We start from the raw sequence: 26,153 nt of genomic DNA, 5'->3' as shown, positions 1-26,153 counted from the left end.
CCGTCGTTCGGTTATGCTGACAACTTATGATTGTCAGGGGGCGTGATGAAACTACATCAGTTACAGGCCTTGGTCGCCAGTGCCGACGGTGGCAGCATCCGCGCCGCCGCACGACAGTTGGGGCTTTCACAGGCGGCGGTCACGCGGGCCTTGCGAGAGCTGGAACAGCAACAGGAGTTACCCTTGCTGATCCGTACTCCGGCCGGACTGGGTTTTACGCCTTACGGGAAAACGCTGTTGGCACACGCCCGGCTGGTGTTGAATCAACTGGAACAGGCCAACAATGAAATGGCGGGCCTGCGTGGGCTGGCGCAGGAGCAAGTGAAGGTGGCGATCACGCCTTGGCTGATGCTGACGGTGTTACCGGCGGCGGTAGTGGCCTTTCGCAAAAAGATGCCGAGGGTGAAACTGGAGCTGTTTGAAAGCCTGATGGCCAACGCCCAATCCCAACTGCGAGAGGGTACGATGGATTTTGCCATCACGCCGCTACCGGCCTCGATAGCACCGCAGGAGTTTCATTGCGAGGCGTTGCTGGATTATGAAACGGCGGTGATGGTGCGGCACGGCCATCCATTGGCCCAAAGCACCTCGGTCCACCAATTGCTGGAGCAGGACTGGGTGCTGAATTACACCCCAGAAAATTATGACGATTTAATCCAGCAACTGTTCAGCCGACACGGCGCTCAACTTGATCCGAACCGCATTATTCATGCGCATTCCCTCGGCATGCTGCAGGCCATGGTGGAGTCGGCAGACATGTGTACCTGGTGCCCGCTACCCTTGATAGGTTTACCGCAGTTTGCCGGACGCCTGCAACCGCTGGCACTACAGGAAGGCTGTGACCTGGCGCGGCTGAATATTGTCACCAGGCGCAACAGCATCCTCAGCACCGCGGCCCATGCGTTGATTGATAACCTGATCCGCACCCTGCGCTCGCACGCTCGTTCCGCGCGGCTCGAGGATCGACTGATTTATGATCGGGTGAGGCTTTTGATTTAGGGGTAGGGGGGGAGTTCGGAGTTGTTGGTGGTGTTTTTGCTATTCTGTCATCCTGACAGTTGGTTTTGTGCCAGGAGCGTACCTCTGGTTCAAAATATAAACTAATTCGAGGAATGGCTTTTGTGCTATTTAGTAGCCTTATCTGGGCATGCGGACAGTGCTTAGAAAAAATGAAGTGATAGGTGACCCATTACCAATGAGTTGGCTAAATCTCCAGACCGACGGCAAACGTATATTCCAAAATGTTTGCTTATATGCAAAAGTGTAGGTCAGCGTAGGTCTTAACTGCCTATGGCAATCGAAAAAGACATAAAAGAATGGAGCTACTGGCAGATTTTTGAACCGGGACTCCCCCAGTTGCCTGGGGAAATGTGCTCTAACTGTCCCCCCCATAGATTTGGTGGAGGGGCCCGGGATTGCTTGTCTAGGTATCACTTTACCAATACACTAAGACTATCTAATCTATTAGGTATTGTAAAGCTATGACTACTTTGATTGCATGGGTCGGGGTTGATAGCCAGCGCATTGGATCTGTTTATATCGCCTCAGATAGTAGAATTACATGGATGGACCATGGAGATTGCTGGGATAGTACTCAAAAGGTATTTTCATCACGTTTTTACCCTGAGATATTTGGTTATAGTGGACGTGCTGAATTTGCTGTTCATACAATGCAACAATTAATTTGTCACATTGATGACGACATCTTGATTGAGCATTCAGATTCATTCGAGTTAAAAATTCAAAAAGTAATACATTTTTTTAATGAAAAGGTCTGCAGTCTCTCCGAAAACCGAATAGGGACTGGTACTATTATATACGCTACCAGGATTGGATTTAAGATGAAATCCCGGTTTCATGTTGCTGAAATAAAATTTTCTAAAGATGGATTTATTTGGAATGAGATTGAATTACCAAGTGAATCTAGAGTCGTTGCCAAGGCTGGTTCCGGAGCGGCGATTCAAGAAACTATAAATAATAAGTGGTGTATTGATGATAAATTAATTTCTAATAAAAAGTCAGGGTATATTAAGAAAGGCTATAGCCGCTTTGTATTTAGCTCTCTTTGTGAAACAATAATGAATAAAAGTGATAAATATACAGGGGGGGCACCTCAACTAGTCGGTCTTTACAAGCATAAATCCGGGCTCAATTTTGGTGTGATTTTTAATCATAAACGTTACCTGAGTGGTAAAGAAATCTCATGTTCACAAGCCAAAAGAACTAATGTTGAGTGGAGGAATGAATTCTTTGAACTTTGCGATGGTGAATCCATGCAGCTACTCGATGGAGCACAAAAACAGCCGAGATGTTAGCTAGGATAGGCATTTGCGAATGGCTTTCTCAGCTCGGTAACTAATTGTAAAAAAAGGCTTTAGGTTTATCATTCATTATATTTATCTTTCGAGTAACTCTTGATAAGAGGCTTAAAATCAATAGTGATAGTTAGGTCCAGTGAAAGTTTTATTGCGTAGTTTTAATTTTATGAGATTTTAATTTGCTTTAGCAAATGTACTTCCTTCAGAAAGGGGATTGTAAATGGGTGTGAATGATTTTTCCACAGCAATTGATAATTTGAAAAGAAGGGCGTCCTCTGCTCGAAAAACGAGCTCAATAATTGCATCAGTACTATTCATTCTTTCTCTTATCATTTTTGGGATAATATATATAAATACGACCAGTGGACTTGCTAAGGGAATGAGTGATGTCTACAAAAAATATCATTAAATGGTAATGACAAGATCGACAGTGGCATTGAAGCTATGTATTTCAATGCTATCAATGCTTCTAATTTACTGGCTGAACCCGCATCGCCAACTTCAAATAAAATAGGAAAAACAAACAAACCAGATAATGGTAAATCATTAGAAGCCTCTCAAGATGAATTTGAACGGATGGTAAAAAACCTAGAGGTGAAATCGAAGATTATGGATAGTTATGCGGATTGGAAAGGTGTGCGCTATAGATTAGGTCAAGGGAATATAATTAACAGTGTTACAACTTCTGTCGCAACAATTGCATTTTCCATATGCTCAATATTATTACTTGTGTTCCTTGTTCAAATATCAGTAATGTTTATGAGATACTATGCACAACTGGCAGAGCTTTACGACTCCCAAGCCTTAGCCTTAATTGTATCGGAAGGAAATGCAGACAAAGCTATTTCTTTTGCGAAGGAATTTTCTCCAAGAGTTATTTCTATCGGAAAGTCGCCAGATAGTGTTTACGAGAAAGCATTTGAAATAATAGGTAATGTAATTAATAAGAAAGAAAATTAGTAATAGGTTAAGTATCTGGTGTTGATTTTTATGTGCTTTTTATATTATCTAATAAACGGCCATAATGCCTGAATAACATTTCAGGCCTCTTATGACCCATTTGGATACCAACTAATAAAATTTTGGTATTCATTTTGATACTTATTGCCATGAAGGTGTGCCTCATCCAATACGGATTGCGCTACCGGATGCGACTATCTTCAGTGGCTATAACCCGTCTTTCTTCCTGATTTTGTCTACAATCGCCCAAGTGTAAGCATCCCTAAAAAAACCGTTGAGTTTTGAGAGCTTCTAGCTTCTACACAAAGGCAAATGTCCGCACCTCGCTCTTTGCAGACTTCATGCTCCATCATCCTCGTCGCCGGATGTCTGAAAAGCTAGCTTCAATATGAATCAAAGGCGGGCAGGCCAATTAGAAAAGCTATGGTAGCTTTAAAAGCTAAAAATGAATCAGGTATAGCTAATGTTTCACATTTCAGAAGTTGATAAGGGTGACCTTGAGTTAGGATGCCTAATAGATGAGCTTGATGCCTTTCAGAGCGAACTTTATCCTGCAGAAAGTAATCACTGCCTTAACCTTTCAACTGTCAGTGATGAACAGCTCCGCTGTGTCATCGCACGCGATGAGAACGGCATTCCTGCAGGATGTGGTGCTTTGTTCTTTCAGGAGGTTGGTTCAGCTGAGATTAAGCGAGTTTACATTCGCCCGGAATTTCGGGGCCTGAAGCTTGGAGAGCAGATTGTTAGCGCAATCGAGAGTATTGCTTCAGGAAACAGCTGCCACATTTTGCGTCTCGAAACAGGGATTCACCAGCAACCAGCCATAGCACTGTATCGCAGATGTGGGTATGAGATTTGTGATGTTTTCCCTCCTTATGCTGCAGACCCCTTAAGTGTCTTTATGTGCAAAGAAATATAAATCATATAAATTAAATCTTTCTGCGCCCTGCTAAAGAGTTCTACATGTTGACCGGACTAAATCACATCACCCTTGCAGTGAGTAACGTAGCAAAGAGCCTGAATTTTTATGTTGAGACGCTTGGGTTCACACCTAAAGCCAAATGGGCTCATGGCGCTTACCTTTCGTTGGGGGAGCTCTGGTTGTGTCTTTCAGTGGATACAGCATCTGTTGGCAATGACTACACACATTATGCATTCAGTATCCCTACCGAAGAATTCGATGTGTTCGTTGAACGGTTGAGGTCGTCCGGTGTTACAGAATGGAAAACTAACAAGAGCGAGGGAAAGTCCGTCTACTTTTTAGACCCCGATGGCCACAGGCTTGAGATCCATGATGGAGACCTTGGGAGCCGCCTCCGTGCTTGCCGAACTCAACCATACGAAGGAATGGAGTTCTTCTGAATGTTCATCGCTGTCTGTTTATAATAGCTATCTATTAGGTTCGCGCTGACGCGCCAAGTGGCTCCAACGAAAGAAGAGGGGGCCGCTATTCAAACGAAGGAAGTAAGATGCTTTTGCCAGATGCAAGCTATACAAAAAACCTATATCAATCGTCATTTCAAGAATGAGTCGTCAGCTGTTTGTGTCTCTGGATGGGCCCAAAGGCGCCGGTAAAACCACACTGTTGGAGGCCATTACGAAAGTACTAAGGGCAGACAACAAGAAGGTGGTTCGACTTTGCGAGAGAAAAAGCGATCCCTACAGGGGGGAAACAATGGCCCTCGTTAACCAGCTCGCCAGAAATCCCACCCTGGATTTGGAATTGGAGGTTTGTAGGCGCCTTGCTGATAGCCGTGCCTGGATTTCCCAGCAAGTGCTGACTAAACAGCCACCGGACAGCATTATCCTGATGGATCGCTGGTACCCGTCGGATGCCGCGTTTCGCCGGATGGTGCCATTTGCAGATATTTTACAGCTTAATATTGAACGAAACGTGCGAACGCCAGACCTGCATGTCGGGGTGGTTACTGCGCCTGAGATTTCATGGGCGAGGGCTGCAGCCCGTCCACGTGGGCTAAGTAGCACGGTGATTTATAAGCTGGAAGAGCATGTCGCTTGTACCAAGGCGTTCGAGCGAGAAATTGCCAATCACGGCTGGGTTTTATGCCGTAATGAAGGAATGATTGAAGATGCAACGATGCAGGTGATTTCCGAGATTTACAGAGTGCTTGGATGATGCACCACGTTCTTGCCATGGGCAGTTTTGTGCCAATAGAGGGCATTGCTGTCATCATGATGTATTAATCAAACGGAGGAGGTCAAATCGGTGGTTGATCGTCAGCAGCGGCAAAAATGCAGCAGAGCGGGGCAGACGGCGTTGCCCCCCCCTAAGAGAGCGCAATAGCTTAAGCCAGATACCATTTTCTCAGCGAGATAAATTCACCGTAGACACCTGCGGCATCCTTGCTGAGTAATGCGGCGATATCCTCTTCATCACTAACAGCACCAAGCGACTCCAGCGCTGCCAGCCGCAAACGAGTTAATCTGACACAGTTTAAATTCAACATTTCTATTGATTTCCGGGCTTTATCCACATACTGGGTCGGGCAATCTGCGGAGACATCCATCACTCCTTCTTCATCGAATTCAAACCATGTTCCATCGTCAGGAGGCTCCTGCGAAGGATCGAGGATCAGTGCTGACCAGTTATAATGGGCTTTGAGCACATCACAGCTCAGATTAGCTTCATCTGTCAGGGACTCAATATAGCTTGCTGAGCGCGCGTGTTGCCCACCAAAGCAGCACCCCAACAGATTCGTCCACAATAGCGAGTAGTTAATGGTGGGTGCAGGCTGCCCGGCCGCTATCATCCTTTTAATGGTTTTGCTGTTTTCAGGGATAAAGTGTTCAACTTTAAACCCTAGCGGTTTGTTGTCACCTTCATCTCTGAGCGCTTTTTCACAATAGGCACAGAGACCAGCCTGATCGGCAACTATCTCATTTTTCAAACTGTCCCGGTCGGCAGAAGCTAAGGTGGTATAGAATTCACCCTTCCAACCATTATTCGCATTTCCTGGCACCGCCAGATAAGTGTCCAGAATGGCATTGCTCAGCCGCTCTTTCCTGAAGCCTCTCATTACTGCTCCTTGCTAATTTTTTTTGCGTTACGCTTAATTCTGAGTTCCAGATCAATTTTCAGTTTGGTGACGTCCGGGTCGTGAGCATCGCCCCATTCAAGAATTTTCTTCAGCAGCGCCTGTGCTTCTGGCGTGTCGTACTGATTGTTTTTCATCATCTTGCGGAAACGTGCAAGATTTTGTACTGGCTCGACATCGGGCCGTGCTGCAACATCCTGGATATCATTTTGCACCTGAGAAGACTCGGCACCATATGAAAAGGCCGGAATCTCAATATAAAACCGATTATCCTTAACTTTAATTTTCCTGATCGCCTGCTCTTCAACGGTATTCAGAATATTAGGGCTATGGGTGGTGGCAATAATTTTCACATTCGGGAAGGTTTTTTTCAGTTTACTGAGCAGGGACTGCTGCCATGAAGGATGCAAGTGTAACTCAATCTCATCAATAAAGACGATTCCTTGACCGTTGAATGGGTCTTCAGTGCCACAGGTATAGATTAGCTTCAGGGCGATATCGAATAACAGTGAAAGCGTGCTCTTCTCACCATGAGAGAGATAGGACGCACTGATTTCACAATCTCGTTTTACACATACAAGATCCAATGCTTCTAGCTTTTCATCGTATTTTAACTGGATAGAGGAAATATCATCGATAAAATCGCATCCCAGTGCGAAAATCATATCCACAATCTTTTCCATCCGGTCAAGATTGGTTGATTTATCCTTTGACTGGCTGCCAAAGATGATTTCAACTTCCTTCTTTTTCTGGCTAATCAGTGTGTTTTTTATTTCATCGGCAAGATCAGAATGACTGATATGGTAGATGAATTCCTTGATGCTTTTAAGTTTTTCGCTCTGCTCATCTTCGTTAGAGACGATTTTTTTTATTTTGATTTCGGCAGCCCATTTAATAAAGCTGGCAAAGATATTAGAAGAAAGCGCCAGTGAAGAGTCCGGATAAAGTCTATCCAGCAACTTGCCAGAACCGCTTTCAATCGCAGACGTGAATCCACCGTCGGGGTAGTTCTTACCGCGCTCTACCGAGTAGTAAGCAAACATAGGAGCTACAATGCCACTGTCCTGAAATTCCAGATACATTTCAGCCAACTCTTTAAATTCTGTGTAGTCACTTTTAACCGAAGAAGCACCAAGGGAGCGGGCAATACCGATCTGATAGCCGGAGGATTTTTTGTTATTCCCCACCGAGATATCCAGATTAACTAGCATCGCGGCATTACTTACCAGGCGGCTGATGTATTTATCACCGAACTTCCACCCCTGGTTAGAACCATAAACCAACCGATAAAACCATGAGAGAGAAAGATAGATCGCTTCCAGAATCCCCGTCTTACCATAGCCATTATTGGCGGCGATCAGGATAATATCGTTATCCAGATTAATAGAAAGTTCGTTAAACCCTTTATAGTTTACCAGTTTTACTTTTTTTAAACAAAACTGTGCCTCTTTCAGATTATTAAGACACATCTGACGATAACGTGAAGATTCAGCTGGGTCGACTTCAACAAACATCCCCTCTTTATAATACTTAAACATTTTGTACTGGTCTTTGATTGAATTATCATGATCAGCACCCATTTTTATTTTTTTAATTGTCCGATTCATTTATTTACTCCTGATATTTTACGATGCCGCTAATAATTTCTGCGCCGTATTTTTTTTGCATTGACAGCTTAAATTCCGGTTCAATATGGAAATAATGTGCAAGCAAGCCTTTCAGCATCAGAGTTTCATCGGCACTGAGTTCTCCCAGTTTAAATCTGAAGATCAGTGATGAAGCATAACGTTTATTTTTGCGTCCAACTGACAGTTTATCGTCATTCGTCAGTGTCACGCCAGTGACATGACGATTATGCGCCTTCGATGAAAATACAGTTTTGCTTTCATTGATGGCGATATTTTCATAACCGGACTGCACAATTAGCGTGGAAATTTGCTCTTTCAGAGTAAACAGCACATTCTCATGCTGAGTTGAAAAGGTCATATCATCCGCATAACGGGTGTAGGTTACACCTGCCTGATGGCATATTTCCGACAGCAACTGGTCAAATTTTTTCATCACATAGTTAGAAATAAACGGTGATGACGGTGCACCGACACTTAATACCAGCTTCCCGGAGAGCTTCTTACCCGGACACCAAAAAAAGATACTAATCAACAGAATTAAGGTGTGCTCATCAATTTCCACTGAATCATGCAACAGTGCATTTTTAAAGGTCTCTGGCGTAATGCTGTTAAAGAAATTGGAAAAATCCATCTTCAACAGATAAGGATTGTTTACATGCTGCTGTGCGTTTTCCCTGATGCCCTTACCCGGTTCATAAGCGGTGGCACAGGAATGGACAGTGAGTTGAGTGCGCAGAAACTCAACGAGTTTGCGTTGTAGATCTTTCACTTCCGGGGTTGGTTGGGCAATTACTCTGACTCCAGAGCTACGCTTGGGAATTTTATAGACTTTATATTTTAACGGACTTCGCCGCGCAGTAAATGCCAGCTTATTTCTGCTAATACCGATGTCCTGATATGGAATCTCTATCTTCATCTATCATTTATAATTCAGGGTGGCAGAACGCTATTATGCCCCGTCACCCTGAAAGCCCTTTACTAGAAGCCGCGATAAACACTTCATCGCATCATAACACTTTATGATGCGATGAAGTGTTTATCGCAATCATAAAAGTGCTCAATAAGTTAGAGTCTGGCTAACCGCCCGACTAGACGCAAAAACCGTCCATACACTAAAGAGCTAACAGTGATGATAGCTAACAATGTGTACTGACAGCAAGCATTGCTGCTCGTATGTTTTGGTGCAAACTTTGCTGCTAGATGAAACAGGGGCACTCATTACATCTCTTGCTGACTGAGACCAGCCTTGCCGACAACGCGCTTAAATTGCAGGATACAGGGTCTGAGGGCCTACGATAATCCACTCAAAATGTACGGTAAGAATGAGATTTGCGTCTGAAAAACTGATTGGCATTCAACACTGTTCGTTTAATACCACTTCTGGTGTATTTGCGGGCTGATCCTCAGCAGTTGTTACGGTGGTGAGAGCGTTAACGAATGTATGATTATTTCAATGTTTTTACTGAGTCGTCAGAAGTGAAATGTCCGCTCCTCGCTCAAAGCAGCCCTTGACCTATGCCTTGGGCAGCTTCGTGCCAGAAGCGGACGTTGGTACTTTGAACTCACACGGACGATGAGCCGAAGAGATATTATGATTCTTACGAGATATTCGGTCAGTTGCTCGAACTTATGGTATCAGGCTGGATAGAGAAAAAATAATGAGTGTCAGTCCTCCGGCTATTGCCAGTCACCATAGTAATACAGGTGCGTTTTTGGGGCTTCAGCCGGGTAAAAACGTAGCTCGCAGAAAACCCTGAGAGGTGTTCGGGCGTTGTACGTATAGATTTATGGTTAATAGACTTAAGTCCAGCGAATAAAAAGGAGAGAACGTGCGGGTAGAGATGAAGGAAAAGATCATCACGACATGTGAGGCAAAAATTGTGAGCAAGGGCAGTAACGTAGGGCTGTCTTTTTATGCTTTTTTTGCCAATAAAAATGATGACCCGGAACTGCTGATGGAGGTTGCGCATTGGTGGATTATGGAGATGAAACTGGATCACTTTGAAAAGGCAGAAAAGATAAAATCTCTCGTTTTAGCTATGAAGTAAACCATTCTGGTAGCTAATGATACCTTACCGTTCGTAGCGTCTTGATTATGATATGACAGTCTTTACTCTAGACAGGTATGCCCGCTCCTCGCCCATAGCAGCCATCCACCAAAACAAAAGCAAAAAGCCCGCTCAGGTTTCCCTGAGCGGGCTTCTCTAATTTGGCTCCTCTGACTGGACTCGAACCAGTGACATACGGATTAACAGTCCGCCGTTCTACCGACTGAACTACAGAGGAATCGTGTGAACGGGGCGAATAATAGCGGGGTGGTGCGGCTTTGTCAAAGCACTAAACTGCAAGAAAAGCGCGTTTGCTGATGTAATGAGCATGTTGCGTTGTTTTTCGGCACTCATCCTGCTTATCCCTGTTGTTTATCACCACAAAAACCCCGGCTTCAGGGTTGCACCTGCCATTGCACGCTTCTGGTGCGCAAGGGGAGAGGCACCTGGCGAGCAGCAGAAAAATTTTGCCGCGAATTTGCCACCTGATCCCCCCACGGCGCCTCCTGACGGCAGTGAATCCCCGCGTTTTGCCTCTGATATGTAGGATGAATGAACAGAAAATATGTATTGGCCGTCACAATGGCTGGATTTTTGCTTAGCTAAATTCGGGTAATGCGACTGCGCTCTCGCGCAAATTATTTTCCCCGTCTACACATAAAGTGACTGCTCCACGCCCCTGGGCGTTTCGCTAAAACAGTGCTGAGGAATACAACAATGTCATCGAAATTGATTAAAAGTCCGCTCGCTGCTCTGCTTATCGGTTGTTTAGGTTCTGCTTTTTATGCTCAGGCGGATATCGTTATTGGCGTCGCCGGGCCATTCTCCGGGCCGAATGCGACCTATGGCGATCAGTACTGGCGTGGTGCCTCACAGGCGGCAGCGGATATCAACGCCGCCGGTGGGATTAAAGGGGAAAAAATCAAACTGGTGCAGGGGGATGACGCCTGTGAACCCAAACAGGCGGTCGCGGTCGCCAACCGGTTAGTGGATCAGGACAAGGTCGCGGCGGTGGTCGGGCACTTCTGCTCCTCCTCCACCATGCCGGCCTCCGAGGTGTATGACGAAGCCGGGATTATCGCCATCACCCCCGGTTCTACCAACCCGCAGATCACCGAGCGCAACATGGCCAACATGTTCCGCATGTGCGGCCGCGATGACCAGCAAGGGGTGATCGCCACCAACTACATGCTCAATACCCTGAAAGCCAAACGCATCGCGGTGATCCACGACAAAGACACCTACGGGCAGGGACTGGCCGATGCCGCCAGGGCCGAGATGAACAAGCGCGGCGTGAAGGAAGTGCTGTATGAAGGGCTGTCACGCGGTGAAAAAGACTTCAACGCGCTGGTGACCAAGATTGCCTCGGTCAAACCGGACGTGGTCTATTTCGGTGGCTGCCATCCAGAGGCCGGGCCATTGGTGCGCCAGATGCGTGAGCAGGGCGTGACCGCCAAGTTCTTCTCCGGTGACTGCATCGTGACCGAAGAGCTGGTGACCGCTGCCGGTGGGCCGCAGTACACCAACGGCGTGCTGATGACCTTCGGTAACGATCCGCGCCAAATTCCGGAAGGTAAAGCGGTGATCGCCAAGTTCCGCGCCAGCGGTTTTGAGCCGGAAGGCTACACCCTCTACTCCTACGCTTCGATTCAGGCGATAGCCGCCGCCTTCAGCGCTACCGGCGGCAAAGACAGCGCCAAGGCCAGCGAATGGCTGAAATCGCATGATGTGGATACCGTGATGGGCAAAAAGGCCTGGGACAAGAAAGGCGACCTGAAGGTATCGGATTACGTGGTCTATCAATGGGACGACAAAGGCAAATATCACCAACTCTAATCAGCCCGACGGCTCAGGTTTATCCCACCCGCAGGGGCTGGATTGACATGACTGATAAGCGGATCCGCGTTTTCGGCGGGTCCGCGCCGATACTTCTCTTGGGCCGCGTCTGCACCAGCTTGCGGTCCCACCAGGCGAGACTGCTCATTATGGATGTTTTCTTTCTGCAACAGTTGATCAACGGCCTGACGCTCGGCGCGGTTTACGGCCTGATCGCCATCGGCTACACCATGGTTTACGGCATTATCGGCATGATTAACTTCGCCCACGGCGAGGTGTACATGATTTCCGCCTACCTTTGCGCCATTGGGCTGGCGTTGCTGTCGTTCTTCGGCCTGCAATCCTTCCCGCTGCTGATCCTCGGCACGCTGGTGTTTACCATTGTGGTCACCGGCGTGTATGGCTGGGTGATCGAGCGTATCGCCTACAAACCCTTGCGCAACTCCACTCGCCTGGCACCGCTGATCTCCGCTATCGGCATGTCGCTTATTTTGCAAAACTACGCGCAAATCAGCCAGGGGCCGCGCCAGCAAGGGATCCCGACGCTGCTGGACGGCGTGTTCCGCCTTAACTTTGACGGTGGGGTGATCCAAATCACCTACACCAAGGTGTTTATCCTGGTCGCCTCGCTGCTGGGCATGGCCATCCTCACTTATATCATTCAACACACCCGTCTGGGGCGCATCTGCCGCGCCACCCAGCAGGATCGCAAGATGGCGTCCATTCTGGGCATCAACACCGACCGGGTGATCTCGCTGGTGTTCGTGATTGGTGCCGCCATGGCCGGGCTGGCGGGGGTGTTGATCACCATGAACTACGGCACCTTTGATTTCTACGTCGGCTTTATCATCGGCATCAAGGCCTTCACCGCCGCGGTGCTGGGGGGCATTGGTTCGTTACCCGGCGCGATGCTGGGCGGGCTGTTGCTGGGCGTGGCGGAGGCGCAGTTTGCCGGCATGGTGAACTCCGATTACAAAGACGTGTTTTCCTTCGGTTTGCTGGTGGTGATCCTGATTTTCCGCCCTCAGGGCCTGCTCGGTCGGCCAATGGTCGCTAAGGTTTGAGGGGAAAACTATGTCGCAATCTAGGGTTCACTCAGGGCTGAACGTTAAACGCAGCCTGCTGGATGCGGTGCTGGCCGGGCTGATCGCCCTGATCGTCTTCGGGCCGATCGTCGGTATTGTTCTCAACGGATACAGTTTTAACTTTGAACCGCGCCGCCTGGCGTGGATTATCGCCGCGGTGATGGCCGGGCGGTTGTTGCTCAGTCTGTTTTTGCAAACCGCGCCGGGGCGCAAGCTGTTGACGCGTTTTGACGGCGGCAATGACGGGGTGTATGTCCGGCCGATAGGGGCCAAAACCAGCCTGCGTTGGATTATTCCGTTAATGGCCGTGATCGCGCTGCTGTTCCCGTTTATCGCCACCAAGTACCTGCTGACGGTGGCGATCCTGGGGCTGATCTACGTGCTGCTCGGGCTGGGGTTGAACATCGTGGTCGGGCTGGCCGGGCTGCTTGATCTCGGTTACGTGGCGTTTTATGCCATTGGCGCTTATGGGCTGGCGCTGGGTTACCAGTATCTCGGGTTGGGGTTCTGGGCGATGTTGCCGCTGGGGGCTCTGATGGCGGCATTAGCCGGTGCGCTGCTGGGGTTCCCGGTGCTACGTATGCACGGCGACTATCTGGCGATCGTCACGCTGGGGTTCGGGGAAATTATTCGCCTGGTGCTCAATAACTGGATGTCGCTGACCGGTGGCCCCAACGGCGTCTCGGTGCCTGCGCCGACGATTTTTGGCCTGGAGTTTGGCAGGCGGGCGAAGGACGGCGGCGTGCCGATCCACGAATTCCTCGGTATCGCCTACAACCCCAACCTGAAATTTATCTTTATCTATGCGGTGCTGTTTCTGGTGGTGCTGCTGGTGCTGTACATCAAGCACCGGCTGACGCGTATGCCGATCGGTCGCGCCTGGGAGGCACTGCGCGAGGATGAAATCGCCTGCCGCTCACTCGGGCTGAACCACGTTCTGGTGAAGCTGTCGGCCTTTATGATGGGCGCCTCCACTGCCGGGCTGGCCGGGGTGTTTTTCGCCACTTATCAGGGCTTCGTCAATCCCACCTCATTCACCTTCTTTGAGTCGGCGCTGATCCTGGCGATCGTGGTGCTGGGCGGCATGGGGTCGACCATCGGCGTGGTGCTGGCGGCGTTTGTACTCACGGTGGCACCTGAGCTGTTGCGCAGCTTCGCCGAGTACCGGGTACTGCTATTCGGCGTGTTGATGGTGGCGATGATGATCTGGCGGCCCCGTGGGCTGGTGCGCATCAGTCGTTCCAGCTTTGCTCCGCGCAAGGGGGTAGAGCCATGAGCGACGCTATCCTGAAGGTTGAGCATCTGATGATGCATTTTGGCGGCATCAAGGCGCTCAATGACGTCAATCTGGCGGTGGAGCGCGGTTCCATCACCGCGCTGATCGGCCCCAACGGTGCCGGGAAAACCACGGTATTCAACTGTCTGACCGGTTTTTATCGTGCGACCGGCGGAGCGATCCTGCTCAACACCCACAAGCGGCCCACCGACGTGATCCAGGTGTTGGGGCAGAAATTCCGCGCCGGTGACTGGGTTAACCCGAAACGTCTGGGCTCGCGCGTTTACTACAAAATGTTTGGCGGCACCCACCTGGTCAATCGTGCCGGGCTGGCGCGCACCTTCCAGAACATCCGTTTGTTCCGCGAAATGTCGGTGGTGGAGAACCTGCTGGTGGCACAGCACATGCTGAGCAACCGCAATCTGATCGCCGGCGTGCTCAATACGCCGGGTTACCGCCGCGCAGAAAACCAGGCGCTGGATCGCGCCTTTTACTGGCTGGAAGTGGTGGAACTGGTGGATTGCGCCAACCGGCTGGCGGGGGAGATGTCCTACGGTCAGCAGCGGCGGCTGGAGATTGCCCGGGCAATGTGCACCACGCCGGAGATGATCTGTCTCGACGAACCCGCCGCCGGGCTGAACCCGGTAGAGACGGCGACGCTGAGCCGCATTATCCGTTTTCTGCGCCAGCACCACGGCATCACGGTGCTGTTGATCGAACACGATATGGGCATGGTGATGGAGATCTCCGATCGGGTGATTGTGCTCGATCATGGCGATGTGATCGCCGAAGGCACGCCGAAAGAAATTCAGCATAACGATACGGTGATCGCCGCTTACCTTGGCGCGGACGAAGAGGAGCTGGCGGGATGAGCAATGTGATGTTGGAGTTTCGCAACGTAGACGTGTTTTACGGCCCGATCCAGGCGTTGCAGCAGGTCTCGCTACAGGTGAATGAAGGGGAAACGGTGGCGCTGATTGGTGCCAACGGGGCGGGTAAGTCGACGTTGCTGATGTCCATCTTCGGCCAGCCGCGTATCAGCGGCGGGCAGATCCTGTTTCGCGGCGAAGATATCAGCCAGCGTTCCACCCATTACGTTGCCAGCAGCGGCATCGCTCAGGCTCCCGAGGGGCGGCGTATCTTCCCGGACATGAGCGTGGAGGAAAACCTGCTGATGGGCACCATTACCATTGGCAATCGCTATGTCGGGGAGGATTTATTACGCATGTTCGATCTGTTCCCGCGCCTGAAGGAACGGCGTAACCAGCGGGCGATGACCATGTCCGGTGGTGAACAGCAGATGCTGGCGATTGCCCGGGCGCTGATGAGCAGGCCAAAACTGCTGTTGCTGGACGAGCCGAGCCTGGGGTTGGCGCCGATCATCGTCAAACAGATCTTCAGTATTTTACGGGAGCTGACCCGTGGCGGCATGACGTTGTTTCTGGTGGAGCAGAATGCCAACCACGCGCTCAAACTGTCCGATCGCGGCTATGTGATGGTCAACGGTCAGATCCGCCTGACCGGCAGCGGCACGGAGCTGTTAAACGATCAGGAGGTGAGGAAAGCCTATCTGGGCGGCGCCTAGAACTGACGCTGGATCCAGCGCACGTTCAGCCGCACCAGGGCAATAATGCCGTTGGATAAAATCCGCAGCCCGGTGGGTAAATCGCGGCGGCGGATATCCAGCAGCAACACGGTGCGCACCTGGTCGCTGTCGTTCCACACCTCGTGTTCGAAGGTATCGTCCCACAGCATAAACTCCCCATCATTGAGCCGGTATTCTTGCCCGTCGACTTTCAATACGGCGGCGGGCAGACCATCGGCCCCCTTGGGCATCGACAGCACCAGATAACCGCGCAGAATGCCACGGAACGGGCCACGGTGCGCCGGCACCTGTTTACCGGGGGCGAGGAAAGACAGTGAGGCGGAAAGCACATCCGGGGAAGAGGCGATCAGGCTGGCCAATAATGGGCAGCGGGCGAGATTACGGGCTATCGGCTGGCCGTAGGCCTGCATGATAAACATCCGCCAGTCACGGGCGTCATTGGCGGAGATCGACGCCTGTTCGCTCATGATCTCGTGAAATCGCGGAATGTTTTGCAGATCTTGCGCCAGGGTCAGAGCCTCATCGCGGATCTGCGGCCACTGGGCGATAAAACGCTGGGCGTCGGGGAACAGTTGGGCACTGTCGAGCACCGGCGCACTGTTGATGCGGCGATCGTAAATACGGCGGAATACCAACACTGACCAATCATAGATAGCTGACATATGACCTCAATTAGCGTGACCCAAGCTCTCGCCGTCCGTTGATATTATTATTGTTTAATATGCGACTGCCGGACGATTAATTCACCGTTATACAAACGTTGGCCGCCCGGTTCGAAAGCCTGCGTCAGGCAATGAATGCCATCGGCAATCAGCGACTGCATCGGCTGGCGATAGGTGGTCAACTGATAGCTGGGGGAGGCGGCCAGCTCAATGTCATCAAACCCCACCACGGCAATCGGCGCGCAGTCCGGCGCGGCGCGTATGGCGTCGATCACCCCCACCGCCAGAATGTCGTTCTCACAAAAAATCGCCTCGACCCGTTGTTCCGCCGGGGTGGTCGCCAGGTAGGCCGCGAAGGCTTCCATGCCGCACTGGCGTTGATAATGCGGGGCCTGCAGCACCACGCTGACGTCGCGTTGCTTTTCCGCCAGTGCGGCGCGGAAACCGTCAAGGCGGCGTAACTGGGTAGATTCGCTCACTGGCCCGGCCAGATAGCCCATGCGCTGATAATTTTGCGTCAGCAACAGTTCGCCGATTTCTCGCCCGGCCTGATGGCCGTTGGTGGCCAACACCTGGATATAGGGGCTTTCGCTATAGCGATACAGCACCACCAGTGGAATATGGTGAATATCCTGCGCCAGCGTGATCAGCCGGTCGTTGAGCAGGGTGCCAAGAAACAGCAGGCCATCTACCTGCATTTGATCGGCCAGCGTCAGCACCGACTCATAATCGTGTTCCGAGGTGATGTTCAGCAGCAGCGCCATATAGCCCCGGCTTTGCAACTGCCGGGTGACTTCGTCCAGCAGCGTAAAAATATGCGGGTTTTTCAGTTCATCCGCCACCAGCCCAATGATGCGGGTGCTTTTTTTCGACAGGCTGCGTGCCAGCAGATTAGGGCGATAGCCTAACTCGCGCGCAGCGGTCTGAACGCGCAGCAGTGCATGGGGCGAGATCGACGCACCGTCGGTAAAGGCGCGCGATACCGTCCATTTAGACACGCCGGCGCGGGCAGCCACATCACTGGCCGTCGCCTTGCGTGCAGTGGGCGCAGGGGGAGCGCCGGGTTTCTTCGCCATCATCTTCGCTCGTGATGAAAAAACGGTATGGGTTCAACAGATTAGCACAGCCTTGCCGAATGCGGGAGTTGCTGCCGCTTGCTGCGGGATCCACCGAACATACAGGACATATTGTTCCCTCTCCCAAAGGAGAGGGAGCGCCCAAAGAGCAGTGGATCCATCACTTTGCTTGGGTGACTGGTATTAAGACACCTTCGATCGTTTTATCAGCAAATTGTGATCCTGAGCAGCAGATTTATCATGGCGTATTTGACTTATTTTTAACCCTCTCCAATAGTCCATCGCAAGTGGCATTTGTTTCGCGGTCAAGTTGCCACCCAATTTTGCACCCGGGTGCATTTTAAATTTGCACCCGGGTGCAATGCGGCGGAAAGATCAGAAACTTTGAGCTTCGGGAGCAACTATGTTGAATGGTGAAAGAAAAACGCCACGGCCTCTGCGTTGGGCGATGGTCGGCGGCGGGCGGTTGGGGCAGGTGGGTTACAAACATCGCTGCGGCGCATTGCGGGATAACACCGCCTTTGCGCTGGTGGCGGGGGCGTTTGATATTGTGCCGGAGCGTGGCCGCGAATTCGGCGTCAATCTGGGGGTGGATGCCGATCGTTGCTATGACGATTACCGCGCGCTGTTTGCTCAAGAGGCCGGGCGAGAGGACGGCATAGAAGTAGTCTCAGTGGCCACGCCGAACGGCACCCACTACGAAATTACCCGTGCGGCACTGCTGGCCGGGTTGCACGTGATTTGCGAGAAGCCGCTGTTTTTTACCAGCCGGGAAGCTTATGAAATCAAGGCGTTGGCTGCGGAGAAAAACCGCATCGTCGGCGTGACCTACGGTTTTTCCGGCCACCCGCTGCTGTTGCAAATGCGCGCCATGATTGCCAATGGGCAGATCGGCGAGGTGCGCATGGTAGATCTGCAATATACCCACGGTTTTAATGCCACCGACGAAGCCGACAGTGTTAGCGAAGCGCAGAAATGGCGTGTCGATCCCAAAATCTCCGGCCCGAGCTTTGTGCTGGGCGATATTTCCACCCACACCTTTTACCTGTCCCAATTGGTGATGCCGCAAATGCACATCCGCGAACTGCTTTGCGATCGGCAGAGCTTTATTCGCTCACGTGCGCCGCTGGAAGACAACGCGCTGGTGATGATGCGCTATGCCAACGGTGCGGTGGGGCGCATGTGGGCCTCGTCAGTCAATGCCGGTGCCATGAGCAGCCAGCGTATTCGCATCGTCGGCTCGAAGGCCAGCCTGGAATGGACCGACACCAATCCCAGCGAACTGAGTTACCAGGTGCAGGGGCAACCCAATCAGACGCTGTATCGCGGCATGCCTTATCTGGATGAAAGCTGCAACGCCTGGGAGCGGCTGGGGGCGCTGCACACCGAGGGGCTGACCGAGTCCTGGGCCAACATCTACCTGAAATTCGCCCTGGCGATTGATGCCTGTAACCGGGGCGATCGGCAGGCGCTGGATCAACTGGTGTATCCGGACATCGACGCCGGGATCGCCGGTGTGCGCTGGATTGAAAACTGCGTGCGTTCGGCCGATCAGGGTGCCCGTTGGGTGGCCTTTGAATAAACCTTTTTGCGGAGACATAACATGAAGCTTTCTTTCTGTACCGACAGTCTGGGCCACCTGCCGTTTGAAGCCATGCTGGACAGGCTGGGCGAACTGGGGGTGTTTGGCGTGGAAATGACCACCGGTGGCTGGTCTTCGGCACCGCATCTGGACACCGTTGCGCTGTTGCAGGACGCCGGTAAGCGCCGACGGCTACTGGCAGCACTGGAAAGCCGTGGCATGAAGATTGCCGCACTGAACGTTTCCGGTAATCCGCTGGAGCCAGGTGTACTCGGTGAAAAGCACCGCCACGATACCGACAACACGCTGGCGCTGGCCGCCAGCCTGGGGGTGAAGAAAATCGTCATGATGAGCGGATTACCCCCTGCGGCTCCCGGCGACAGCATCCCCAACTGGATCACCTATACCGCCAGTTGGCCGCCGACGCTAAAAAACTGCCTGGACTACCAGTGGAACGAAGTGGCGATCCCTTACTGGCAACGGCTGGTGGACAAGGCGCAGGCGTTTGGCATCGAGAAATTCGCGCTGGAAAACTTCAGCTCGATGCTGGTGTGGAACCCGGACACCTTGTTCAGGCTGCGTGACGCGGTGGGGCCGATGGTCGGCCTGAATCTTGATCCCAGCCACCTGATTTGGATGGGGGCCGATCCAATTGCCGTAGCCCGCCGTTTGGGGGACGCCATTCACCACGTGCACGGCAAGGACGTCAGGCTGGAAAGGGGCGTGGTGGCGGTCAACGGGCTGTTGGAAACCCGGCCGGTGGAGCAGGTGGCGGAGCGCGCCTGGAATTATGTGGCGGTCGGCTGCGGGCAGGATCTGCAGTGGTGGAAAGAGTTTTTCTCGGTGGTACGCATGATGGGCTATAACGACTGGGTGTCGCTGGAGATGGAGGATCTGACCATGTCGGTTGATGCCGGCATCAATACTTCGATTGAGGCATTAAGGCACTGTATCAGCCAGTAAACGGCGTTTTTTGCCGCCCAAGGTCCGCCATTGTGCAGGCCATGGGCGGCAAAAGACTGTCGAAAAAAACAGCCCAATAAAAGTGTGACGCATATCGCATTTATCCGACCAATTGGTTAAAATATCGCTACTTCCCGCACCCGTCCGGATCCCGTTTAACATGGAACAAATTCAGGTCTCTCGCTCAACCGCCTGGTTGCGCGTGGTCATTCTTGCCGTCTCGGCCTTTATCTTCAATACCACCGAGTTTATTCCGGTCGGGTTGCTGAGTGATATCGCCCAAAGCTTCTCGATGCAGACCGAGCAGGTAGGGTTGATCATCACTATTTATGCCTGGATCGTCGCCGCCAGTTCGCTGGTGTGTATGCTGCTGACCAGTCGGATTGAACGGCGCAAACTGCTGATCGGGGTATTTATCCTGTTTATCGCCAGCCATGTGCTGACCGCCGTGGCATGGAACTTCACCACGCTGGTAATTTCCCGAGCCGGTGTGGCGCTGGCCCATGCGGTATTCTGGTCGATCACCGCCTCATTGGCGATCCGGGTCGCTCCGGCAGGCAAAAAGGCGCAGGCGTTGAGCCTGCTGGCGGGGGGAACCGCGCTGGCGATGGTGCTCGGTCTGCCGCTGGGCCGTATCGTGGGGCAAATCCTCGGCTGGCGCATGACCTTTATTGGCATCGCCGCCTGTGCCACGCTGGCGCTGGTGCTGCTGTGGCGCTTGCTGCCGGTGCTGAAAAGCGAGCATTCCGGCTCGCTGGCCAGCGTGCCAATGCTGTTTAAACGCCCGGCGTTGGTCAGCCTGTATATGCTGACCATCATTGTGGTGACGGCGAATTTTACCGCCTACAGCTATATCGAACCCTTTATTCAGACCGTGGCCGGGCTGTCGGAAAACTTCACTACGTTGATGCTGCTGCTGTTCGGGGCCGCCGGTATCATCGGCAGTCTGCTGTTCAGCCGTTTCAGCGAACGCTTCCCGTCGGGCTTTTTCATCGGCGCTATCGCCTTATTGATGTTGAGCCTGCTGCTGCTGTTACCGGCCTCCGGTGATGAAAATCACCTGACGGTGCTGTTTGCGGTATGGGGCATGGCGATTATGGCGATTGGCTTATCGATGCAGGCCAAGGTCTTGAACCTGGCCCCGGACGCTACCGACGTGGCAATGTCGATCTATTCCGGGCTGTACAATTTCGGTATCGGTGCCGGCGCACTGCTGGGCAATCAGGTCAGCCTGCATCTGGGCATGGGCAACATCGGTTTTGTCGCTGCCCCGCTGGCGTTGATCGCCCTTGGCTGGTGCCTGCTGAACTTTTACCGTAGCGAACGCCTGCAACACCACCAAATCCGCTAACTTCCTGTCCTCTGATAGTGGGCCGTCGGCTCACTATCAGGCATCTCCCCGCAGCTTAAATTTTCTCTCAGCAAAACAGATTGCTGCAGTTTTTTATGCTTAATTACCTTTCATAGCCTGCTAATTAAATATTTAACTCCGACGCCGAGCCTATAGCATAGAAAAATAATAACTATGTTATGGCGAGGTTAATGGTGAGTGATTCTTTAGTTGCAGGAAGCGAGGCGGTGGCCCAGTCACCGATCCATGAACGGGATTTGTCAGCAAGAATTGATGCGTTGCCGACCTCGGCCGGCCTGTGGAAGTTTATCGCTTTGCTGGCGTTGGGCGGTTTTTTTGAGCTTTATGACCTGTTCCAGACCGGCTATATCAGCACCGGTTTAATCGCCGAGGGGATATTTCACACCGGCGCGCAAGGCGTGTTCGGCGTCTCCGACCAGGCGGCGTTTGCCTCTGCCACCTTCCTTGGCCTGTTTATCGGTGCCAGCCTGCTCAGCCCTTATGCCGACCGCTTTGGCCGCCGCACCACCTTTATGTTTGCCCTGGCCTGGTATGGCGTGTTTTCGCTGTGCCTGGCTTTTCAGCATCAGGCAGAGTGGGTGATTTTCCTGCGTTTTCTGGTCGGTGTCGGACTGGGGATTGAACTGGTCACCATTGATACCTATCTGACTGAGTGGGTGCCTGCACATCTGCGTACCCGCGCTTTTGCCTTTTCGTTTTTCATTCAATTTCTGTCGGTGCCAACGGTCGCGTTGATGTCGTGGTGGCTGGTACCACAGACCATTCTGGGCCTGAGCGGCTGGCGTTATGTGGTGATCGCCGGTGCCGTGGCTTCACTGGTGATTTGGCTGGTGCGTAAAGGCTTGCCGGAATCCCCGCGTTGGCTGGCGCAGCAGCGACGTTACCCGGAGGTCAGGCAGGTGATGCTGGCGATGGAACGCCGTTGCGGCGTTACCCAGGTGAAGGAATTTCCATTGTGTGATGCCGAATCAGCGAGCGAAACGCCCGCGCAGGGAAGCTTTAAAGATATCTGGTCGCCGCGTTACCGGGGCCGCACCCTGATGCTGGTGGTGATGAATTTCTTTCAGGCGATTGGCTTCTTCGGCTTCGGTAACTGGCTGCCGGCCTTGCTGGCCGGAAAGGGCGCCTCAATCACCCACAGCCTGCTGTATGCCTTCTTTATTACGCTGGCTTACCCGCTGGGATCGTTGCTGTGCAGTCGCTATGCCGACAAAATGGAAAACAAGTGGCAGATTGTCCTTTCTTGCCTGGTGACGGTGATTTTCGGCTCGCTGTTTGCCATGCAGAATAATCCCCTGTGGCTGATCCTGTGCGGCTTCTTTATCACCTGGTCCAATGCCTGGCTGACCTACAGTTACCACTCCTATCAGTCAGAGGTGTTCCCGACTTATATCCGTGCCCGTGCGGTCGGATTCTGCTATTCGTTCAGCCGGCTGTCGACGGTATTCAGCAGCCTGATTATCGGCATGATCCTGCAATACGGTGGCTCGGTGGGCGTGATTGCGTTTATCGTTGCCAGCATGCTGATTGTGATGGTGGTGATTGGGGTGTTTGGCCCCAAAACTCGTGGTATCGATCTGGAAAATATCTGACCCAGCCACCCGGCGTGGTGCATTGAAGCTGCGCCGGGATCTTCAGCAAAAAAACTCGCGATCATCCGAAAATAATTCCGTTATCACCGTTTCCTCTCCTGCCTTACTGTTAACCCGGAAGACCTACCCCTACCACCACCGGGAGATAACCTATGAGCACTCTGACCACGCAAGACGGCACGCGCATTTTCTATAAAGACTGGGGCAGCGGACAGCCTATTTTGTTTTCTCACGGCTGGCCGCTATCCGCCGACGCCTGGGATAATCAAATGTTGTTCTTCGGCCAAAGCGGTTATCGCGTTATCGCGCACGATCGCCGCAGCCATGGCCGCTCCGACCAAACCTGGGACGGCAACACCATGGACCGCTATGCAGACGATCTGGCGGAGTTGATCGAAGCGTTGGATCTGCGGGATCTGATCCTGGTGGGGCATTCAACCGGCGGTGGCGAAGTGGCGCACTATATTGGCCGTCACGGCAGTGCGCGGGTGGCGAAAGTGGTGCTGGTGGGGGCGGTACCCCCACTGATGCTCCAGAGCCCGCTTAATCCAGAGGGCCTGCCGATGTCGGCTTTCGACGGCATTCGCAGCGGAACGGCAGAAAACCGCTCGCAGTTCTTCAAGGATTTGGCCGTACCTTTCTACGGTTTCAACCGCGAGGGTGTCAGGACCAATACCGGGCTGACGGACAGCTTCTGGCTGATGGGCATGCAGGGCGGGGTGAAGGGATTGTATGATTGCGTGCGTGAGTTTTCCGAGGTTGACTACACCGCCGATCTGCTGGCCATCGATAAACCGACGCTGCTGGTGCACGGCGATGACGACCAGATTGTGCCGATTACTGCATCGGCATTGAAAGCCGCTAAGCTTATCAGGCAGGTTGAATTGAATGTCTATCCGGGGGCTTCGCACGGGCTGGCACAAACCGATCCCGACCGGTTCAATGCTGATTTACTGGCGTTTATCCAGTCTTGAACCCCAACTCCATTCCCAGGGATGGGGATTTTTACCTGTGACCCGGAGCCGACCATGAGCACTACCGCTTTTATTTCTCGAGTCAGACATGCTGTAGATACCCCCTTGCTTCGCTGGCTGATGCTACCGGCGATTTGCGCCGCCTATATCCAGGGCGGTTTGGTCAAGGCGCTGGACTTTAACGGCGCCATGGCGGAAATGACCCATTTTGGCCTGCAGCCGGCGGCGTTGTTTGCCGGGCTGGTGGTGGTGCTGGAGCTGGGGGCTTCGGCGTTGATCCTGACCGGTTTCTACCGCTGGCTCGGCGCATTGGCGCTGGCCGGATTCACCCTGGCCGCCACGCTAATGGCCAACCGTTTTTGGGAAATGAGCCCACCGGAGCGTTTTAACGGCATGAACGGATTTTTTGAACACATCGGACTGGCGGGGGCGTTACTGCTGGTGGCGCTTTACGATCTCAAGGAGCATAAAGATGGCTGAATCGGCACAGAGCAAGGCAGCACCCGGCGGTTTCGCACCGCTGAAGATCCCGGTATTCGCGGTGTTGTGGGGAGCCACGGTGCTGGGCAACGTTGGCAGCTTTATGCGTGACGTCGCCAGTTCCTGGCTGGTGACGGATTTGTCCTCCAATCCTTCGGCGGTGGCGCTGATGCAGACTGCCGCCACGCTGCCGGTGTTCTTGCTGGCGATCCCGGCGGGGGTGTTGTCCGATATTCTTGACCGTCGTCGCTTTCTTATTTTTGTCCAAATCTTACTGGCCTGCGTCAGCGGTACCTTGCTGCTGCTGTCGCAAAGCGGCGCGCTGACCGTCGAGTATTTGCTGGCACTGACCTTTATCGGTGGCATCGGCGGGGCGCTGATGGGGCCGACCTGGCAATCTATCGTGCCCGAGCTGGTACCGCGAGCCGATCTCAGAAATGCGGTGGCGCTGAACTCGCTGGGGATAAACATCGCCCGTGCCATCGGCCCGGCGGCGGGAGGGCTGCTGTTGGCCAGCTTCGGTGCCGGTGCGGCCTATGGTGCCGACGTACTGAGTTATGTGTTCGTGGTTTCCGCCTTGCTGTGGTGGCGCAGACCGAAGGTGGAGGATAATGGGCTTTCCGAGCATTTCTTTGGCGCTTTCCGTGCCGGTATTCGCTATGCCCGCGCCAGCCGCGAGCTGCATGTGGTGCTGCTGCGGGCGGCGGTGTTCTTCGTGTTTTCCAGCTCGGTCTGGGCACTGTTGCCGCTCGTCGCGCGGCAGATGCTGGGCGGTACCGCCGGTTTCTATGGCATCCTGCTGGGTGCGGTGGGGGCCGGCGCGATCGGCGGTGCGGTGCTGTTGCCAAGACTGCGTCAGCGGTTAAATGCTGATGGTTTGGTGTTATTGGCTGCGGTGATCACCGCCGTGGTGATGGCGTTGCTGTCGTTGGCTCCGCCGCAGTGGCTGGCGGTGTTGCTGCTGCTGGCGCTGGGAGCCGGTTGGATTATCGCGCTGACCTCACTGAACGGCGCAGCACAGGGCGTATTGCCAAACTGGGTGCGCGGACGCGGTCTGGCGATTTATCTGATGGTGTTTAATGGCGCGATGGCTGCCGGTAGCCTGCTGTGGGGGCTGATTGCTCAGGAGATTGGCGTGGCCGCCACGCTGTTGGCGGGCGGTATCGGCTTGTTGGTGATTTCGCTGCTGTTTCATCGTATTCGCCTGCCGGAAGGCGAGGCGGACCTGCAACCCTCCAACCATTGGCCGGAACCCTTGCTCAACACCCCGATTGAGAACGATCGCGGACCGGTGATGATCCAGGTGGAATACCGTGTCCGGCTGGAAGATCGCCCGCAATTTCTGCGCACGCTGCAACGGCTTTCGCGGGTGCGCCGCCGTGACGGTGCCTACGCCTGGGGGCTGACCGAACATACCGCCGATCCACAGTGCGTGATGGAGTGGTTTATGGTGGAGTCCTGGGCCGAGCATTTGCGCCAGCATCAGCGGGTTTCGCATGCCGATGCGGACCTGCAGCAAGAGGCGCTGCAGTTCCATATCGGTCCGGAAAAACCTCTGGTGCATCACTTCCTGTCGCTTGATTTGCGGCACGTGGAACGGTATACGACTGGGTAGTAAACATAAAAAGCCCGCCCAAGT

At 52.8% G+C, this 26,153-nt stretch carries 23 protein-coding genes, 1 tRNA gene and 1 pseudogene; 19 read left to right on the top strand and 6 right to left on the bottom strand.

Annotated features, from left to right (window positions below):
• The first annotated feature begins 45 nt into the window (after nucleotides 1-45).
• The 6 genes and pseudogenes from E5C26_RS16300 (at nucleotide 46) to E5C26_RS16275 (ending at nucleotide 5,415) form a co-directional block, all read left to right on the top strand.
• Nucleotides 46-999: a LysR family transcriptional regulator gene (locus E5C26_RS16300; RefSeq protein WP_135317254.1), complete on the top strand. Its 954-nt coding sequence runs from the start codon at nucleotides 46-48 to the stop codon at nucleotides 997-999.
• A 482-nt stretch (nucleotides 1,000-1,481) separates the two neighbouring features.
• Nucleotides 1,482-2,315 (top strand): hypothetical protein, encoded by an 834-nt coding sequence (locus E5C26_RS16295; protein ID WP_135317253.1) that lies wholly within the window; start codon nucleotides 1,482-1,484, stop codon nucleotides 2,313-2,315.
• Nucleotides 2,316-2,762: 447 nt separating this feature from the next.
• A pseudogene (gene spr, locus E5C26_RS24825) lies at nucleotides 2,763-2,972 on the top strand (bifunctional murein DD-endopeptidase/murein LD-carboxypeptidase); the annotation flags it as partial.
• A 769-nt stretch (nucleotides 2,973-3,741) separates the two neighbouring features.
• Nucleotides 3,742-4,197, top strand: coding sequence for a GNAT family N-acetyltransferase (locus tag E5C26_RS16285; protein ID WP_135317252.1), 456 nt, complete (start codon nucleotides 3,742-3,744; stop codon nucleotides 4,195-4,197).
• 44 nt (nucleotides 4,198-4,241) lie between these two features.
• Nucleotides 4,242-4,640 (top strand): fosfomycin resistance glutathione transferase, encoded by a 399-nt coding sequence (fos, locus tag E5C26_RS16280; RefSeq protein ID WP_135317251.1) that lies wholly within the window; start codon nucleotides 4,242-4,244, stop codon nucleotides 4,638-4,640.
• A 163-nt stretch (nucleotides 4,641-4,803) separates the two neighbouring features.
• Complete coding sequence (locus tag E5C26_RS16275) at nucleotides 4,804-5,415, top strand: dTMP kinase (RefSeq protein ID WP_135317250.1); 612 nt, start codon at nucleotides 4,804-4,806, stop codon at nucleotides 5,413-5,415.
• Between the two features lie 169 nt (nucleotides 5,416-5,584).
• On the opposite strand, the gene E5C26_RS16270 is transcribed toward E5C26_RS16275, so the two are convergent.
• From E5C26_RS16270 to E5C26_RS16260, 3 genes are read right to left on the bottom strand one after another with little or no spacing between them, the layout of a single operon-like run.
• Nucleotides 5,585-6,316, bottom strand: a complete 732-nt coding sequence (locus E5C26_RS16270; protein ID WP_135317249.1) for a retron system putative HNH endonuclease — start codon at nucleotides 6,314-6,316, stop codon at nucleotides 5,585-5,587.
• Nucleotides 6,316-7,941 (bottom strand): AAA family ATPase, encoded by a 1,626-nt coding sequence (locus tag E5C26_RS16265; RefSeq protein ID WP_135317248.1) that lies wholly within the window; start codon nucleotides 7,939-7,941, stop codon nucleotides 6,316-6,318. Before E5C26_RS16265 ends, E5C26_RS16270 begins: the two co-directional genes overlap by 1 nt.
• Nucleotides 7,942-7,945: 4 nt before the next feature.
• Nucleotides 7,946-8,878 carry a retron St85 family RNA-directed DNA polymerase gene (locus E5C26_RS16260; protein WP_135317247.1) on the bottom strand — a complete coding sequence of 311 codons (933 nt, stop codon included), beginning with the start codon at nucleotides 8,876-8,878 and terminating at the stop codon, nucleotides 7,946-7,948.
• Nucleotides 8,879-9,791: 913 nt separating this feature from the next.
• On the opposite strand from E5C26_RS16260, the gene E5C26_RS16255 reads away from it, so the two are divergent.
• A complete protein-coding gene (locus E5C26_RS16255; RefSeq protein ID WP_135317246.1) occupies nucleotides 9,792-10,010 on the top strand; it encodes a DUF6500 family protein in 219 nt (72 codons plus the stop codon).
• A gap of 162 nt (nucleotides 10,011-10,172) precedes the next feature.
• On the opposite strand, the gene E5C26_RS16250 is transcribed toward E5C26_RS16255, so the two are convergent.
• Nucleotides 10,173-10,248: transfer RNA gene (locus E5C26_RS16250), tRNA-Asn, on the bottom strand.
• A gap of 479 nt (nucleotides 10,249-10,727) precedes the next feature.
• Here E5C26_RS16250 and E5C26_RS16245 point away from each other — a divergent pair.
• The 5 genes from E5C26_RS16245 to E5C26_RS16225 all read left to right on the top strand — a co-directional run bounded on the left by E5C26_RS16245 (nucleotide 10,728) and on the right by E5C26_RS16225 (nucleotide 15,792).
• Nucleotides 10,728-11,846, top strand: coding sequence for a branched-chain amino acid ABC transporter substrate-binding protein (locus E5C26_RS16245; protein ID WP_135317245.1), 1,119 nt, complete (start codon nucleotides 10,728-10,730; stop codon nucleotides 11,844-11,846).
• 149 nt (nucleotides 11,847-11,995) lie between these two features.
• Nucleotides 11,996-12,910 (top strand): ABC transporter permease subunit, encoded by a 915-nt coding sequence (locus tag E5C26_RS16240; RefSeq protein ID WP_017893418.1) that lies wholly within the window; start codon nucleotides 11,996-11,998, stop codon nucleotides 12,908-12,910.
• A 10-nt stretch (nucleotides 12,911-12,920) separates the two neighbouring features.
• Nucleotides 12,921-14,207 carry a high-affinity branched-chain amino acid ABC transporter permease LivM gene (livM, locus tag E5C26_RS16235; protein ID WP_135317244.1) on the top strand — a complete coding sequence of 429 codons (1,287 nt, stop codon included), beginning with the start codon at nucleotides 12,921-12,923 and terminating at the stop codon, nucleotides 14,205-14,207.
• On the top strand, nucleotides 14,204-15,079 hold the full coding sequence (locus E5C26_RS16230; RefSeq protein ID WP_135317243.1) for an ABC transporter ATP-binding protein: 876 nt from the start codon (nucleotides 14,204-14,206) through the stop codon (nucleotides 15,077-15,079). The genes livM and E5C26_RS16230 overlap by 4 nt, the downstream gene beginning before the upstream one ends.
• Nucleotides 15,076-15,792, top strand: a complete 717-nt coding sequence (locus tag E5C26_RS16225; protein WP_135317242.1) for an ABC transporter ATP-binding protein — start codon at nucleotides 15,076-15,078, stop codon at nucleotides 15,790-15,792. The genes E5C26_RS16230 and E5C26_RS16225 overlap by 4 nt, the downstream gene beginning before the upstream one ends.
• Here E5C26_RS16225 and E5C26_RS16220 read toward each other — a convergent pair.
• Together E5C26_RS16220 and E5C26_RS16215 are read right to left on the bottom strand one after the other, a co-directional pair.
• The gene (locus E5C26_RS16220; protein WP_135317241.1) at nucleotides 15,789-16,475 is read right to left on the bottom strand and encodes an aspartyl/asparaginyl beta-hydroxylase domain-containing protein; all 687 of its coding nucleotides are present in this window, start codon (nucleotides 16,473-16,475) and stop codon (nucleotides 15,789-15,791) included. The genes E5C26_RS16225 and E5C26_RS16220 overlap by 4 nt on opposite strands.
• Nucleotides 16,476-16,522: 47 nt before the next feature.
• A complete protein-coding gene (locus E5C26_RS16215) occupies nucleotides 16,523-17,554 on the bottom strand; it encodes a LacI family DNA-binding transcriptional regulator (protein WP_135317240.1) in 1,032 nt (343 codons plus the stop codon).
• Between the two features lie 400 nt (nucleotides 17,555-17,954).
• Here E5C26_RS16215 and E5C26_RS16210 point away from each other — a divergent pair, with 400 nt between their 5' ends.
• The 7 genes from E5C26_RS16210 to E5C26_RS16180 all read left to right on the top strand — a co-directional run bounded on the left by E5C26_RS16210 (nucleotide 17,955) and on the right by E5C26_RS16180 (nucleotide 26,129).
• On the top strand, nucleotides 17,955-19,133 hold the full coding sequence (locus E5C26_RS16210; protein WP_135317239.1) for a Gfo/Idh/MocA family protein: 1,179 nt from the start codon (nucleotides 17,955-17,957) through the stop codon (nucleotides 19,131-19,133).
• Between the two features lie 21 nt (nucleotides 19,134-19,154).
• Nucleotides 19,155-20,096 (top strand): sugar phosphate isomerase/epimerase family protein, encoded by a 942-nt coding sequence (locus E5C26_RS16205; protein ID WP_135317238.1) that lies wholly within the window; start codon nucleotides 19,155-19,157, stop codon nucleotides 20,094-20,096.
• Between the two features lie 160 nt (nucleotides 20,097-20,256).
• Nucleotides 20,257-21,447: a sugar transporter gene (locus E5C26_RS16200; RefSeq protein WP_135317237.1), complete on the top strand. Its 1,191-nt coding sequence runs from the start codon at nucleotides 20,257-20,259 to the stop codon at nucleotides 21,445-21,447.
• A gap of 194 nt (nucleotides 21,448-21,641) precedes the next feature.
• Nucleotides 21,642-23,060, top strand: a complete 1,419-nt coding sequence (locus E5C26_RS16195; protein WP_206194284.1) for an MFS transporter — start codon at nucleotides 21,642-21,644, stop codon at nucleotides 23,058-23,060.
• Between the two features lie 152 nt (nucleotides 23,061-23,212).
• Nucleotides 23,213-24,034, top strand: a complete 822-nt coding sequence (locus E5C26_RS16190) for an alpha/beta fold hydrolase (protein ID WP_135317236.1) — start codon at nucleotides 23,213-23,215, stop codon at nucleotides 24,032-24,034.
• 54 nt (nucleotides 24,035-24,088) lie between these two features.
• Nucleotides 24,089-24,514 carry a DoxX family protein gene (locus E5C26_RS16185; protein WP_135317235.1) on the top strand — a complete coding sequence of 142 codons (426 nt, stop codon included), beginning with the start codon at nucleotides 24,089-24,091 and terminating at the stop codon, nucleotides 24,512-24,514.
• Entirely contained in the window at nucleotides 24,507-26,129 is a 1,623-nt protein-coding gene (locus E5C26_RS16180) for an MFS transporter (protein ID WP_135317234.1), read from the top strand. The genes E5C26_RS16185 and E5C26_RS16180 overlap by 8 nt, the downstream gene beginning before the upstream one ends.
• Nucleotides 26,130-26,153 lie beyond the last annotated feature (24 nt).

This window comes from Serratia proteamaculans (assembly GCF_004684015.1).
Taxonomy (GTDB): Bacteria; Pseudomonadota; Gammaproteobacteria; order Enterobacterales; family Enterobacteriaceae; genus Serratia; species Serratia proteamaculans_F.
Note: the sequence above shows the minus strand (reverse complement) of the source record. Positions and strands in the feature narration are given on the sequence as shown.